Below are 15371 nucleotides of genomic sequence, written 5' to 3' on the forward strand. Positions count from 1 at the left end.
ATGGAGCTATGGTTTTCTGAACAGCATACCCCTCATGTAAAGCTGTCAATCCGCGTGAACAGACAGTTATTCAGCGGGCAAAGTGATTTTCAGAGAATAGATATTTTTGAATCAAAAGAGTTCGGACGTTTCCTTACCTTAGACGGCTATATGATGCTGACGGAAAAAGATGAGTTCATCTATCACGAAATGATCACTCATGTTCCGCTCGCCGTCCATCCCTGTGTGAAAAAAGTCCTTGTGATCGGTGCCGGTGACGGAGGCGTTATCCGGGAGCTGACCCGTTATACCGGCATTGAACAAATCGATATGGTGGAAATAGATCCCCTGGTGGTAGAAGTCTGCAGAAAGTATCTGCCTCAGACCTCCTGCCGTCTGGATGATCCCAGAGTCAGTATCTTCTATGAAGACGGTCTGAAATTTATCCGGTCCAGAGAAAACGAATACGACTTGATTATCGTTGACTCCACTGATCCGTTTGGCCCGGGAGAAGGATTGTTCACCAAAGAATTTTATGGCAATTGCTATAAAGCCCTGAAAGAAGACGGCATCATGGTTAATCAGCACGAAAGCCCATTTTATGCTGATGATGCTATTGCGTGCCAGCGGGCGCACAAAAGGATTGTTGAGAGCTTTCCCATCAGCCGGGTCTATCAGGCTCACATACCAACCTATCCGTCCGGGCACTGGCTTTTTGGCTTTGCTTCCAAGCGGTACCATCCGGTACATGACTTGAATGCGGTTGGTTGGAATCTGCTAGGAATTAACACCCGTTACTATACACCCCGGGTGCATGCCGGAGCTTTTGCACTACCAGCTTATGTAGAGGAGTTATTAAGAGATGTTGAATAAAAATATAGAAACTTTTATCGGTTGTGACGCAGAGTATTCGGATGCAAAGATTGTTCTGTTTGGGGCTCCGTTTGACTCTACCACTTCTTTCCGTCCGGGTACCCGTTTCGGAAGCAAGGCGATCAGATCCGAATCCTTTGGCCTGGAAACCTATAGCCCTTATCAGGATAAAGACCTGAGTGACATGCAGATATTTGACAGCGGTGATCTTGAGCTTTGCTTCGGGGATACTGCACTTGCCCTGAAGGATATACAGGACCGTGCAGCAACAATCCTGCAGGACGGGAAACTGCCTCTGCTCATCGGCGGGGAACATCTGGTTACTTTAGGCGCTGTCCGGGCAGTTTTTGACAAGTACCCCGATCTGCATATTATTCATTTTGATGCTCATGCTGATCTCAGGGAAGATTATCTGGGTGCACAGCTTTCCCATGCCTGTGTTCTTCGCAGATGCTGGGAACTGGTTGGAGATGGGACGATCTATCAGTTCGGCATCCGTTCCGGTGACCGGGAAGAATTTAGCTGGGGCAGCCAGGGCCATGTGAACACCCGCAAGTTTAACTTTGACGGTCTTTCAGAAACCGTGGAGTCTCTGAAAGGAAAACCGGTTTACTTTACCATTGACCTGGATGTACTGGATCCCGGCATCTTTCCAGGAACCGGAACCCCGGAAGCCGGCGGTGTAACCTTTATGCAATTACTGAACGCCATTATAACCGTCTGCTCCGGTGCAAACATTGTGGGATGCGATGTGAATGAGCTCTGCCCTTCATATGACCAGAGCGGCATCTCTACTGCAACTGCCTGCAAAGTAGTCCGGGAACTGCTGTTGTCACTTGAACAGACGGGTTAGCGGTCAGCGCAGTACATGCGCAGACCTGCTAAATAGTTACTATATTACCATTTAAATTAGGAGGATTACAAATATGGGAAAAGCACTCATTATCGGATGCGGCGGTGTTGCAAGCGTTGCCATCCACAAATGCTGCCAAAACAGCAGCGTATTTGAAGAAATCTGCATTGCCAGCCGTACAATATCAAAATGCGATGCACTGAAAGAAAAATTATCCGCTGAGACAAAAACAAAGATTACAACAGCAAGTGTAGATGCTAATAATGTAGAAGAACTGATTACATTGATTGAAAAAGTTCAGCCGGATGTGGTACTGAATCTGGCATTGCCATACCAGGATCTTACTATTATGGATGCCTGCCTGGCTACCAGGACAAACTATGTTGACACCGCCAATTATGAACCGGAAGATACTGCCAAGTTTGAATATAAATGGCAGTGGGCATACCGGGAGAAATTTGAAAAAGCAGGTATCACCGCCCTTCTGGGCAGCGGCTTTGATCCGGGTGTAACCGGCGTCTTCTCCGCTTATGCACTGAAACACTATTTTGATGAAATTAACTACATCGATATTCTTGACTGCAATGCCGGAGACCACGGCTATCCCTTTGCCACCAACTTCAACCCGGAAATAAATATTCGCGAAGTTTCCGCAAATGGTTCCTATTGGGAAAACGGCCAGTGGATTGAGACAAAACCCATGGAAATCAAGCGTGTCTACAATTTCCCGGAAATAGGGGAAAAAGATATGTACCTGCTTCATCATGAAGAAATTGAATCACTGGCACTGAATATGCCCGGAATCAAGAGAATCCGCTTCTTTATGACCTTTGGACAGAGTTATCTGACCCATTTAAAATGTCTGGAGAATGTTGGCATGACTTCCATCGAACCAATTATGTATGAAGGAAAAGAAATTGTCCCTCTGCAGTTTTTAAAGGCGGTTCTTCCTGATCCCTCTTCTCTTGGTCCCCGTACAAAAGGAAAAACGAACATCGGAAATATTTTTATTGGTAAAAAAGACGGTGTGGAGAAGAAGATCTACATTTACAATACCTGTGACCATGAAAAATGTTATGAGGAAGTAGGTTCCCAGGCAGTCGCTTATACAACCGGAGTGCCTGCCATGATCGGCGCCATGATGCTGATGACCGGAACCTGGAAGAAAGCCGGTGTCTATAATATTGAAGAATTTGACCCTGATCCATACATGGATGCCCTGAATAAATGGGGACTGCCATGGAAGATTTCAGAGAACCCGGAACTGGTAGATTAGAATACAGGAGGATTTATGAAGTTCGAACATTTACCAACGCCCTGCTATGTGGTGGATCAAAAGCAATTGCGCCGTAACCTGGAAATTCTGGAAAGTGTGACCAGTCATACCGGCTGCCGGATTCTCCTGGCGCAAAAAGCATTTTCCATGTATGCGGTTTATCCTATGATCGGCGAATACCTAAACGGTACTACCGCCAGCGGGCTCTATGAAGCAAAGCTGGGAGCCGAAGAGATGGGAAAAGAGAATCATATTTTCTCCCCGGCTTACCGGGAAGACGAATTTGATGAAATCGCTTCTCTTTGCGGCCATATCGTGTTTAATTCCTTTTCACAGCTGGAACGGTTTGGGGCAAGGGCACGAGAAAAAGGCTGCAGTATCGGTTTACGTATAAATCCGGAATTTTCTACCCAGGAAGGTCACGAGATCTATGATCCCTGTGCTCCCGGCTCCCGGCTTGGAATTACGCCCGCTAATTTTCGTCCTGAGCTCCTGGATGGAGTGGAAGGACTTCATTTCCACACTTTATGCGAACAGGATTCAGACGCTTTACTGGATACCGTGAAAGCCGTAGAAGAAAAATTTGGTCCCTGGCTCTCTCAGATGAAGTGGTTGAATTTTGGAGGCGGGCACCACATTACCAGACCCGGTTATGACATTGCTGCTTTAGAATCCTGTATCAAACGCATTCAGGAAACGTATCAGGTTCAGGTCTATCTGGAACCCGGAGAAGCAGTGGCTTTAAATGCCGGTTTTCTGGTAACTACTGTTTTGGAAACCCTGCAGAATGAAATTCAGATTGCAATCTTAGACACCTCCGCAGCCTGCCATATGCCGGACGTACTGGAAATGCCTTATCGTCCTCCACTGCTTCATTCGGAAGAACCAGGTAAGAAACCCTGTACCTTCCGTCTGGCTGGTCCAACCTGCCTGGCTGGGGATGTCATTGGGGATTATTCCTTTGATGCTCCCCTAAAGCCGGGGGATCGCCTGGTATTCGCAGATATGGCTATCTATTCCATGGTCAAAAACAATACCTTCAATGGAATGGCTCTGCCTGCTATAGCACTTCAGGAGGAAAACGGAGACTGCCGGATCATCCATGAATTTGGTTATGAAGATTTTAAAAACCGATTATCCTGACCTCTGCTTAGACTAGAGCGAACGTTTTATAGTGTTCTATTAAATGAATTATATTTGGGTTTAGATGAGTAATGACGCTTTGTAAATGATAGGTAGTGTACGGAAAGAGAAGGGGGCGAGCCAGGACATTGATTTGGAAGGCTTACCGCAGAACTGGCATTTTCTAACCTTCCCAGAGCCCTTTTTGGCGGCACGCGGGCATTCGCTCCGAAATCCTGATGCATTTCGCAGCTCACTGCCCGCTTACAATCCGATGGGAGAAGTACTGCATTTTGCAATGCAGTACTAGTCGAATTGTATCCGCCAAAAAGCACACCGGGAAGGTAAGTAAATGCTCAGCTCTGCTATACGCCTCCCAAACCAATGTCCTGGTCCGACCCCTTCTCTTTCCGGGATGCAGTTTACTGATACAAAGCTGGTTTTCTCAGCGTGGTGGGACCCCGGGGTTGTGGCATGCTGTACGCTATTGGCGTAAAGCAACTGATCTTGAGAACGGAATTTGTTTTTCATTCTGTAACCAGAAAAAGGAGCAAACTTTCTTCTTCTTTTACGCAAACAGCCGAAACATACTGCGCAGTATCCAATAAAGAACAGCCTGCCACAACCCAGGGGTTACAACCTGCTGAGAAAACCAGCTTTGTATCAACGAATGCTATCTCGGAAAGATGGGTGTGGGAAACTGGTATGGGCGGAGGAAGCGTAGAGCAGAGCTGAGTATTTACTTACCTTTTCGGAGTGTTTTTTGGCGGATAGTATTCGACTGGCTCCCATCGGATACTAAGCGGGTACTGAACCGAGAAATGCATCAGGATTTCTCGGTGAATGCCCGCGTGCCGCCAAAAAGCGCTCCGGAAAGGTTAGAAAATACCAGTTCTGCGGCCAGCTGACGGAGCCCATGCCAGTTTTCCACACCCATCTTTCCGTACACTACCTACATCTACAAAGCGTCATTACTCAGCTAAACCCAAATACAAGAAATTGTTTGCTGTAGTACTAAAGCGATCGGGATTAATCTAAAATTCCAAAATAAGCAGCTGCATTCCCATAACAGATATCCTGCACAACTTTTCCAAGGTACGCCATGTCGGATGGGTATTCACCATCTTCCACCCAGGTGCCCAGTTTCCCGCATAGAATTCTTCGGAAATATTCGTGTCGCGGGAAGGATAAGAAGCTTCTGGAGTCGGTCAGCATTCCGATAAATGTGGGCAGAATTCCAACATTTGCAAGATCCTCCAGATGCTTTTCCATACCTGTTTTATGGTCGTTAAACCACCATGCCGCACCCAGCTGTACCTTTCCTTTCATCTGTCCGCCCTGGAAATTTCCCGCCATAACTGCCAGCATCTCCATATCGTTGGGATTCAGGCAATACAACACAGTCTTAGGCAGTTCGTCTGTTTTATCCATACTATTCAGCAATGCGCTGATATCAGGAGCATAGTGAAAATCATTCATTCCGTCAAATCCGCTGTCTGCACCTGTAATTTCAAACATTCTGGATGAATTATTGCGGAGAGCACCGATATGCAGCTGCATAACCATTTGGCGCCTGTGATATTCACGGCCAAGAGCACTTAGCAGAAAACCACGGTATTTTGCATATTCCGTATCACTGATTTCTTTACCAACCAGTTTTTTCTGATAAATAAAATCTGCCTCGTCTCCTTCAGAATACCGGTATATATTGCACTCCAGGCTGTGATCACTTACCAGACAACCCATCTGCCCAAAAAAGTCCAATCGTTCCTTTAATGCGTCCAGCAAAAGATCTATGGATGTCAGTTCATATCCAACTTTTTCCCCAAGTTCTTTTACATACAGTACGAAATCATCTTTCTCCAAAGCAATCGCTCTGTCCGGACGAAAGGTGGGCATAACCTGTATTTGAAAATGCTCGTCTCTCAGCTTTTTGTGGTATTCCAGGTCTTCCAATGGGTCATTTGTCGTACATAATGCTCTTACATTCTGCATACGAAGCAGGTTTCGGACCGAGTATTCTTTCATTCCCAGCAACTCATTGCATTTATCCCAGACCTCTTTTGCATTTTCAGGCATTAAAGGCTCATGAATATCAAAATACCGCTGTAATTCCAGATGCGTCCAGTGATAAAGCGGATTTCCAATAGCCGCCTGAATTGTTTCCGCCCAGGCTTTAAACTTCTCGTAGTCATTTCCTTTGATTCCGGTAATGTGCTCTTCCGGAATACCAAATGCACGCATAGCTCTCCATTTGTAATGATCCCCTCCAAGCCATACCTTGGCTATGTTTTCATAACACCGGTCTTCATAAATTTCCTGGGCACTCAGATGATTATGAAAATCAAAAATTGGCATTTCTTTTGCATAACTATGATACAGCGTTTTTGCCGTATCACTTTTTAATAGAAAATCTTCGTCTAAAAATTCTTTCATTTAATCCTCCCTGCCATTCCATAGATCGTTCTTAAAAATATTTCTACCTGGCTGGTTGTTACCGCCTTGTGGGATGCAGCCAGACAGGTGCAATGATTCTACAGGCATACTCTAACAGCCACTGGTTAAATTATTCAATAAGGTTCTGACAGCTCCCGGTCCTGCTGTCATTTTTTTTACGTAATCTTCTACAAGTTCCCCCATTCCCGCATCATAAATATTTACGCCAAAGATCTTCTCATTGGACAGAATCGGTTCTAATATCGAATGAATGTCTGTCTCTTCCCCCAGCTTCAGATTCTTTATCTGAGGAAGTAAAGTATCAAGCAGAGGATCCGGACTCAGCGTAAATACATTTCCGTTATCATCGACACCACAGAGGTAACGTATCCAGCCGGCGAATACCAATGGTATCATTTTCAGATCCTCCACATTTAACTGATCGGACTTTCGATATGCTTTCACGGTTTCTCCAAAGCGGATTGCCAGCTTCTGGGAAGTATCCGTAGCAATTCTCTGAGGGGCATCCGGCATAAACGGATTTGGTATTCTTACATTCAGGACTTCATCAATAAACTTTTTCGGATCCAGAATCCCTGGATTTACCACTACAGGAAGCCCTTCCTGGTATCCGATGATTTCCACCAGTTTTTTTAAAGCGGGATCTTTCATTTCTTTGGAAATTAAATCGTATCCTAAGAGGCAGCCAAATACCGCAAGGGAAGTATGCAGTGGATTTAAACAGGTGCACACTTTCATTTTTTCTACTTTATCAACCGTCTCTCTGGAAGTAAAGATAATACCACCTTTTTGCAGATCTGGCCTTCCATTTGGAAACGCATCTTCTATCACCAGATATTCGCACTCTTCCGCATTGACAAAGGGAGCCACATAAGTATTTTTAGAAGTTACGATCGGGTCTTGCTGTTCTACACCATCTTTTTTGAGAATTTCCTTCACAGAGGGATCCGGTCTTGGCGTAATTTTATCAATCATCGTCCATGGAAAAGATACTTTTTCTTTATTTGTTACATAATCCAGAAACCCTTTTTTTACAGTGCCGTTTTCTTCCCAAGCTCTGGCGAAAGCTGCAACTGCGTCATATAATTTGCTCCCATTGTGGGAACAGTTATCCATACTTACCATGGCTACCGGCTTTTCTTTAGACAAATATCTTTCATACAAAAGTGCAGCAACTTTTCCAATATAACTTTCCGGTTTCTTTGGACCACGCTCCATATCCACACTTACGGACGGTAACTGCTCTCCTTTTCCATTTACCAGACTATAACCTTTTTCTGTAATGGTAAAGCTGACCATTTCCAGAGAATCTTTCTGAAAGATCTCTTTTAACCTATTGAAATCCCTGTCATTTTCACTGTCTGCAATAAGGGATTCCACTACGCTTCCAACGACTGTTTTCTCCACGGTTCCATCTGCCTTTAAGGTAACCAGAATACTGTAGTCATCATGGGGTACATTCATCTTCTCCACAATTTCATAGTCATAACCTTCCGCAACAACCAGTCCTCTGTCCAAAACGCCTTCATTCAAAAGATTCTGCACCACATTCGCCTGAAATGCCCGAAAGATATTACCTGCCCCAAAGTGTATCCAAAAAGGGTTTTCCATCGTTTTATTTCTCACCGTTTCCCGGTCAAATTCCGGCAGTTTATATCCCGCTTTTTCCCATGCTGCCCTATCCTGTAAACCATCTTTATTTAACTGCATCATGATTCCTCTCTTCTATATAATAATTTGTTTTTGATTGTTCATTTTTGACTTTTTACAATTGCTTCCCATAATCCGTTTAAATAGGCGGCGCCTAATGCCCTGTCATATAATCCGTAACCCGGCATTGCAACCTCACCCCAGATCATACGGCCATGATCCGGTCTGACCGGTCCCTCAAATCCGATCTCATACAAGGCCTTCATAATTTCGTACATATCAAAAGTGCCATCACTGGAAAGATGTGCCGCTTCCTCGAAATCCGTTGGGGAATTAAATTTCAGATTTCTGACATGTGCAAAATGGATCCGGCCTTTTAGGGAGCGAATCATATCCGGCAAGTCATTTTCCAGATTTGTACCATAAGACCCCGAACAGAAAGTCACACCATTATGAGAATTATCCACCATTTTCATCATTCTTAAAATATTTTCTTTATTGATAATGATTCTTGGAAGTCCAAATACGCTCCATGCCGGATCATCCGGGTGAATTGCCATATTAATGTCATATTTATCACAAACCGGCATAATTCTTTCTAAAAAATATTTCAGATTCTCAAACAGTTTTTCTGCATCTACTTCTTTATAAAGATCAAATAATTCTTTGATTTTTGACATTCTCTCCGGCTCCCAGCCTGGAAGGACGAATCCATTGGAATCAGAATCTATGGACGCAAACATATCTTCGGGATTCAATTTATCCACTGTCTCCTGATTATAAGCCAGAACAGTAGAACCATCCGGTCTCTTTCTTGCAAGCTCTGTTCTGGTCCAGTCAAATACCGGCATAAAGTTATAGCAGACCAGATGAATATCTGCCTGCCCCAATCGTTCAAGTGTGGTAATATAATGATCGATATATTGATCTCTGTCAGGAGTTCCAATCTTGATTGCATCATGAATATTTACACTTTCAATACCGGACACATGAAGCCCTGCTGCCTCTACTTCGTCCTTCATTGCCTGGATATCCTGTACGCTCCAGGCTTCTCCTGGAACAGAATCATACAAGGTAGTGATAACTCCTGTCACCCCCGGAATCTGCCTGATCTGCTCCAAAGTTACTGAATCATGCTTACTCCCATACCATCTCAATGTCATTTCCATAAAATCCACCATTTACCTTTCTTATTTAACATACTCTCCCAACAAGTTACTCTCTTTTTGTTAATTCTAATTATACTTTTATTTTTAAAAATTCCAATTGGTATAGTTGTTGTATACATTGCAAAACTTGCTATAATGTATTATAGTAAAGTTCACACCAATACGCGAACTATATAGTATGGATTTTTCGGACATACTCCAAGAAAGAAGGATTCTTATGAAAAAAAACCTGCAGACAGCTTTCAGCACACGCCAGTATATGCGTTCCAAGGATTTCGAAATCTATTATTACAGTGATCTGGGACTATCCCCTGTGGAATCACACAGCCATGATTACTATGAATTTTATTTTTTTCTGGAAGGAAATGTGAGCATTTCCATAAACGGAACACCTCATCCTGTCAAGCCCGGTGACTTTTTATTGATACCTCCCGGCACAAAACACCATCCCTGTTTTCTGGATCAGGATAAGCCCTATAGGCGGTTCGTGCTCTGGATCAGCAAAGATTACTGCAGCCGGCTCACCAATGCCTCTACCGATTATATCTATCTGATGCAGTATACCGTTACGGCTAAACGCTATGTCTTCCATACGGAAGTAATCACCTTTAATGCGATTCAATCCATGATTTTCCGGCTTATAGAAGAAACGAGAAATGACCGTTTTGGAAAAGAATCTGAAATTTCCCTTCAGATAAATACCCTGATTCTCTACCTGAACAGACTGGTCTATGAACAGAACCACAAGAAAACCAATCCGGCCGAAAAATCCCTTTATCTGAATATATGTAATTATGTATCTGATCACCTGGAGGCAGACCTGTCACTGGAACATCTGGCACAAAAATTTTATGTAAGCAAATTTTATATTTCCCATACGTTTAAAGACAATATTGGCATATCCATCCATCAGTATATTACAAAAAAACGGCTGCATGCCTGTAAAGACGCCATCCTTGGCAGTACCCCCATCAGCAGGGTTTTTGAGCAGTATGGATTCAAAGATTATTCCAGTTTTTATCGGGCATTTAAAAAAGAATACGGGATCTCACCAAAAGATTATAAAGAAATGTATCAGCTTTCCGATGACCTTCATCAATAATCATGCATACCGCTGCGCATAACTCTTTACACCTTTACACCAAAATACGGCTGCAAAATCGCTCCCAGCAGGACTTAAAACAAAGTCCAAATCTGGCTGATTCTGCAGCCGTATCCACTGTTTATAATTCTATATATATGGGAAATCAACTGATACCCGTATAATGCTTTCTTAACTTATCATCTATTTTTTTAGCTATCCTATCTTTAAGTACATAGCAGAAATTAACAAATCTTGCAAATCCACGTTCCAGTACCAGCGCCATACAGATCATCGGTATTACAAAGATCACTTCCCAGCGGAAGATATCATATATTCCCAACAGCCCCGGTGCAATCAGAATTCCTGCACAAAAAATAGCAACTACTCCAATACTCAGGACTCTTCTGAGCATATTCATTGGCTTACATACTCTAAATACCACAAGCATACTCACCATACCGCCAACCAGCAGATTAAATGTGGAGGTCATGGTTTCATTCATACCCCAGAATGGACTTAATGCCTGAATCGTACTCATAGTAAGAACCATCGTCAATGCAGCTGGCAGTGACACCCGAAGTACATGCTTTAAGAAACCGGTGGTAGTTACACCTTCTGTCTGCTCCAGCGTTAAGATAAAACTGGGAATTCCGATTGCCGTACTGCTGATCCAGGAGAGCTGAATCGGAATAAACGGATAAGAACGCTGTAAAAATATAAATATGACGCATAAAATGACAGAATATATAGTCTTAGTCAGATACAGCGCACTTACCTTTTCAATGTTGGTAATAATCATACGGCCTTCCCGTACAATATTCTTCATCGATGCAAAATCCGAATCCAGCAGCACGATATGGGCAACCTGTTTTGCCGCATCACTTCCTGCCGCCATGGCAATACCACAGTCTGCATCTTTCAAAGCCAGAACATCATTGACACCATCTCCTACCATTCCCACAACCTTCTGGTTTGCCTGATAGGCTTTTACAATACTTTGTTTCTGTTCCGGGCGAACCCTGCCAAATACAGAAAACTTTGCAACTTCCTCACGAAGTTCTTCAAAGTCCTCCGGAAGCGTGGATGCATCCACATAATGCTCTCCGCCCTCCAGTCCGGCTTTCACGGCAATATTGGAAACTGTTATCGGATTATCGCCTGAGATAACCTTAATCTCTACCTGCTGCTCTTTAAAATATGCGAAAGTATCCTTTGCCGTAGAACGGATCTGATCAGTAATAACCACAAGCCCCACCGGGGTTACTCCTTCCACCGTTCCATCTTCCGACGATATTTTTTCACAGCCTGCAAGGAGCAGAACACGGTATCCCTGATTAGAATAACCATCCACCCGGACTTTTAATTCTTCGTCATCCCGGATTAAAAACTCAGGTGCTCCAAGTACAAATGCACCTTCCTGCTCAAACCTGATCGCTCTGTATTTACGTTCTGAAGAAAAAGGGATCTTCTCTTCCACTTTCCAGAGATTTGATTTCTTAAAACGCTGCATCAATGCATTCTGGGTAGCATTCACATCGTCAAAGGCGAATGCTATCTCATTCATAATATTCTCAACACGGATTTCCTGCGTATCACCCAGTGGCACTACTTCCACAACCTCCAGATTACCGGTTGTAATGGTACCTGTTTTATCCAGACAGAGTACATTTACCCTGGCAAGTGCTTCAATAGCTTCCATTTCCTGTACCAGCGCACGCTGCTTCGCCAGACGCCCTACCCCCAGGATGAAAGAAACACTGGTGAGCAATACCAGACCTTCCGGAATCATTCCAATAATACCGGCAACGGTACTGACCAGTGCGTTGGAAAAACTAATGTCATGAATGCTCTTCTGGGACCAGAATAATAATATTCCAACCGGAATAATCAAAATACCCAGAACTTTAATAATCCGTTTGATAGTACGCTGCATTTCCGACGTTGCACGTTTCTTGCTCTTGGCCTTTTTGGCAAGTTCTGTTGCATAATTTTCTTCCCCAACGTGTTCTACACGCCCGATCCCGCTGCCTGCAACCAGATAGCTGCCTGACATCAGAACATCTCCGGGTTTCTTCTTCACCGGCTTGGATTCTCCGGTAAGCATAGACTCATTTACTTCAATACCGTCGGATTCCAGTACAATACTATCTGAACATACCTGGTCTCCATTTTCCACAACCAGAATATCATCAATAACAACCTCATTTACCGGGATAATAATTTTAGCACCACTACGGATTACCTTTGCTTTGGATGCCGTTATTACCGACAGTTTATCAATCAATTTCTTTACTTTAAATTCCTGGGCAATACCAATAACCGAGTTAATGATAATAACTCCCATAAAAGTAATATTCTTAAATTGCCCCGATATCAGCACCAATACGCCTAAAAACAAGTTTAAAAAGTTAAAATATGTCAGCGTATGGGTTTTCACAATTTCCTTTTTCGATTTGGAAATATTCGTATCTACCGTATTGACCTCACCCAGGTTAATACGTTTTTGTACCTCATCATCGTTCAGTCCCGTATAGTTGTTCGTCATCTACCCATCCCTTTATCCATCGTCTCTGGTATAGTATATGTCATTCCTGTACCAAGCGCCGCTGCACTTTCGCACACGGAATAAAACTTTTACTTAATTATACTCTGGAGAAATTGCAAAGTCAATAAATGGTAATATTATTATTTCTTTAATAATAGGAAGAAAATATAAAATATATCAAAACAGGACGATCAATCATAGCCGTAAACCTCAGAAAATCACATATTTAGATAGTTTTTTATCTGTCATACTATACAAATTCTGATTATTATTATATCATAAAAGCTGATGTGCGCAATTATAACCACTATAAAGGAGTGTTTAAATATGAGACATAAAAAAAATCACAGAAAATTCTTCACCTTCTTATCCGCAAGCGCCCTATTTCTACTTGTTCCAGGCTGTTCCGATCCTGGAACAGCGGGTGTCACCAAATCCGTAATACAGGAAATCACACCTGCAAGCCCAAATGGTATTAACGTGGGGTGGTCTGTCTATACACTGGAAAATGATTTTTTCAAACGTATGGATAAAAGTTTAAAAGAAGATGCCGGTAATCTCGGCATCACACTGCTTACCCATAACCAGAACAACGATCCGGACGAAATGCTGCGGGGCTGTAAGAGTCTGATCGCACAAGACATCGATGCTTTGGTAGTGTCTCCCTGTTATCCGGGGTATATGGAAGAAATTGTAGACCTGGCACACGAGAAAGACATACCGATTGTCATTGTAGATATTGGGGATGGCGGTTCAGACAAAGATGCCCTTATTGTATCTGACTGTACTGCCGGAGGGGAAGCCGTGGCAGAGTATGCCTTAAGTTTATTAAAAGATGCCCCATCCCATAAAAAAGAAATGGCTGTGTTGAAATGTGAATCCTCTGCCGTTTATGCCAATCGCCGCGGGGATGCCTTTATTTCAAAGGTGACGGATGCCGGATATGAGATCTCGGCAGTAGAGTACGCGAATTCCGATGAAAATATTGCATATACAAAAACAAAGAAAATGATTTTATATCATCCGGATATTACCGTTCTTTTTGCCGAAAATGACCCAATGGCGCTGGGTGCTTCCCGCGCTCTAAAGGAAGCCGGTAAAGAGGATGTACTTGTTTTTGGCTTTGACGGAAGCCAGCAGGCGGTTAATGCCATTGTAGAAGGCGAGATGTCCGGAACCATGCTGCAGGATTCAGAAAAAATGGGCAGACTTGGTTTAGAAACAGCGCTTCAATTGTTAAATAAAGAAATACCGGCATATGATGAACCGGACAATAAGGTAATTTATACAGGTGGTTATCTGATTGGTAAAGATGGAGAAATGGTAAATAAATAATAAAAATAAAGCTGCATAACAGAAACCATCCGGTTCATTACCAGACGGTTTCTGTTATGTAGCTTCAGCCAATTTTAAACGAATGATAAATCCTATCATTTAGAGATTTAATTAGGGATTTACGCTAAACCCTAACCTACAATCGGATCTCCATCATCCTTTGACGGATAATGTCTGAGATATTTTCATCTGCACCATGTCCATTCAGACGAATTGAAGGTTTTGTTTTCCCATGAAAATCACTTCCACAAGTAATCAGTAATCCGTTTTCTTGTGCTATCTCATTAAAATAAGTTATTTCCATTCTGCAGTGGTAAGAAGAATATGCTTCTATGCCGTCAATATCAGTCTTCATAATCTGCTGCAGGAAAGCGTAGTCACCCTGCAGATTCTGTCCGGGGTGCGCCAGAACTGCGATTCCGCCTGCTTCATGAATCAGAGCAATGCCCTCTTCCATCGAAATATATTCTATGGGCACATATGCCGGTTTACCCTGGGAAAAATAATCCCAGTAAAAATTTACATATGGGTTATCACAGCGCCTTCCTCCTGGCAGGTATGATGAAAGTACTTTATAATTCTTCGCATCTTCTTTTGTAAGTAAAATTTCTGCAATCAGTTCACCGGTTACAACTCCATCACCAGAAGCTTGCAATACTTCCTCTGTATGAAGAGGAATACCAGTTTCATTTCTAATGAGCGCAATTTTCTGCTCAGCAGCATTTTGCTCCTGCTTCAAAATACCCTTCTCAATTTCTGAAAATACAGGTTTGGTATAATCAAAATGATAACCCAGCAGATGAAAATTCCGTCCCTTATAAGCACAGTCTAACTCCACACCTGATATCACATGAATTCCCATTTGTCCAGCAAGTGCCAAAGCCTCCGGTATGCCTCTCACGGTATTGTGATCGGTAATTGACATATACTTGATTTGGGATTGTTTACACAAATCCATAATTTCAGGAATAGAAAACTCTCCATCATCACTGCAGCTGGAATGGATATGCAAATCTATTTTTGCCATG

At 43.0% G+C, this 15371-nt stretch carries 12 protein-coding genes; 6 read left to right on the top strand and 6 right to left on the bottom strand.

Annotated features, from left to right (window positions below):
• The 4 genes from speE (at position 1) to nspC (ending at position 4124) form a co-directional block, all read left to right on the top strand.
• Positions 1-852, top strand: a complete 852-nt coding sequence (gene speE / locus QR40_RS06690) for a polyamine aminopropyltransferase (protein WP_044294057.1) — start codon at positions 1-3, stop codon at positions 850-852.
• Complete coding sequence (gene speB / locus QR40_RS06695; protein WP_044294059.1) at positions 842-1705, top strand: agmatinase; 864 nt, start codon at positions 842-844, stop codon at positions 1703-1705. The genes speE and speB overlap by 11 nt, the downstream gene beginning before the upstream one ends.
• A gap of 73 nt (positions 1706-1778) precedes the next feature.
• Entirely contained in the window at positions 1779-2981 is a 1203-nt protein-coding gene (locus QR40_RS06700; protein WP_027293335.1) for a saccharopine dehydrogenase family protein, read from the top strand.
• A 15-nt stretch (positions 2982-2996) separates the two neighbouring features.
• Positions 2997-4124, top strand: coding sequence for a carboxynorspermidine decarboxylase (gene nspC / locus QR40_RS06705; RefSeq protein ID WP_044294062.1), 1128 nt, complete (start codon positions 2997-2999; stop codon positions 4122-4124).
• Between the two features lie 805 nt (positions 4125-4929).
• On the opposite strand, the gene QR40_RS32465 is transcribed toward nspC, so the two are convergent.
• The 4 genes from QR40_RS32465 to uxuA all read right to left on the bottom strand — a co-directional run bounded on the left by QR40_RS32465 (position 4930) and on the right by uxuA (position 9379).
• Positions 4930-5052 (bottom strand): hypothetical protein, encoded by a 123-nt coding sequence (locus QR40_RS32465; RefSeq protein WP_276325420.1) that lies wholly within the window; start codon positions 5050-5052, stop codon positions 4930-4932.
• Positions 5053-5132: 80 nt separating this feature from the next.
• Entirely contained in the window at positions 5133-6539 is a 1407-nt protein-coding gene (uxaC, locus tag QR40_RS06715) for a glucuronate isomerase (RefSeq protein WP_044294066.1), read from the bottom strand.
• Between the two features lie 111 nt (positions 6540-6650).
• Positions 6651-8270, bottom strand: a complete 1620-nt coding sequence (locus QR40_RS06720; RefSeq protein ID WP_044294392.1) for a mannitol dehydrogenase family protein — start codon at positions 8268-8270, stop codon at positions 6651-6653.
• Positions 8271-8311: 41 nt separating this feature from the next.
• On the bottom strand, positions 8312-9379 hold the full coding sequence (gene uxuA, locus QR40_RS06725; protein ID WP_044294394.1) for a mannonate dehydratase: 1068 nt from the start codon (positions 9377-9379) through the stop codon (positions 8312-8314).
• Between the two features lie 217 nt (positions 9380-9596).
• Here uxuA and QR40_RS06730 point away from each other — a divergent pair, with 217 nt between their 5' ends.
• Positions 9597-10481: a helix-turn-helix domain-containing protein gene (locus QR40_RS06730; protein WP_044294067.1), complete on the top strand. Its 885-nt coding sequence runs from the start codon at positions 9597-9599 to the stop codon at positions 10479-10481.
• 145 nt (positions 10482-10626) lie between these two features.
• Here the strand turns inward: QR40_RS06730 and QR40_RS06735 are convergent, their stop codons facing one another.
• Positions 10627-13008, bottom strand: coding sequence for an HAD-IC family P-type ATPase (locus QR40_RS06735; protein ID WP_044294068.1), 2382 nt, complete (start codon positions 13006-13008; stop codon positions 10627-10629).
• A 327-nt stretch (positions 13009-13335) separates the two neighbouring features.
• Here QR40_RS06735 and QR40_RS06740 point away from each other — a divergent pair, with 327 nt between their 5' ends.
• Positions 13336-14343 carry a substrate-binding domain-containing protein gene (locus QR40_RS06740; protein ID WP_044294069.1) on the top strand — a complete coding sequence of 336 codons (1008 nt, stop codon included), beginning with the start codon at positions 13336-13338 and terminating at the stop codon, positions 14341-14343.
• A gap of 136 nt (positions 14344-14479) precedes the next feature.
• Here QR40_RS06740 and QR40_RS06745 read toward each other — a convergent pair whose 3' ends face one another.
• Positions 14480-15370 carry a PHP domain-containing protein gene (locus QR40_RS06745; RefSeq protein ID WP_044294070.1) on the bottom strand — a complete coding sequence of 297 codons (891 nt, stop codon included), beginning with the start codon at positions 15368-15370 and terminating at the stop codon, positions 14480-14482.
• Between the last annotated feature and the right edge of the window lies 1 nt (position 15371).

The sequence above is a fragment of the Robinsoniella peoriensis genome (assembly GCF_000797495.1).
In the GTDB taxonomy this organism is placed as follows: Bacteria; Bacillota; Clostridia; order Lachnospirales; family Lachnospiraceae; genus Robinsoniella; species Robinsoniella peoriensis.

Coding starts and splice junctions, on each gene's coding strand:
- speB (WP_044294059.1), top strand. CDS start 842: ATGTTGAATAAAAATATAGAAACTTTTATCGGTTGTGACGCAGAGTAT.
- QR40_RS06720 (WP_044294392.1), bottom strand. CDS start 8,270: ATGCAGTTAAATAAAGATGGTTTACAGGATAGGGCAGCATGGGAAAAA.
- QR40_RS06745 (WP_044294070.1), bottom strand. CDS start 15,370: ATGGCAAAAATAGATTTGCATATCCATTCCAGCTGCAGTGATGATGGA.
- uxuA (WP_044294394.1), bottom strand. CDS start 9,379: ATGGAAATGACATTGAGATGGTATGGGAGTAAGCATGATTCAGTAACT.
- speE (WP_044294057.1), top strand. CDS start 1: ATGGAGCTATGGTTTTCTGAACAGCATACCCCTCATGTAAAGCTGTCA.
- QR40_RS06700 (WP_027293335.1), top strand. CDS start 1,779: ATGGGAAAAGCACTCATTATCGGATGCGGCGGTGTTGCAAGCGTTGCC.
- QR40_RS06735 (WP_044294068.1), bottom strand. CDS start 13,008: ATGACGAACAACTATACGGGACTGAACGATGATGAGGTACAAAAACGT.
- nspC (WP_044294062.1), top strand. CDS start 2,997: ATGAAGTTCGAACATTTACCAACGCCCTGCTATGTGGTGGATCAAAAG.
- QR40_RS06730 (WP_044294067.1), top strand. CDS start 9,597: ATGAAAAAAAACCTGCAGACAGCTTTCAGCACACGCCAGTATATGCGT.
- uxaC (WP_044294066.1), bottom strand. CDS start 6,539: ATGAAAGAATTTTTAGACGAAGATTTTCTATTAAAAAGTGATACGGCA.
- QR40_RS06740 (WP_044294069.1), top strand. CDS start 13,336: ATGAGACATAAAAAAAATCACAGAAAATTCTTCACCTTCTTATCCGCA.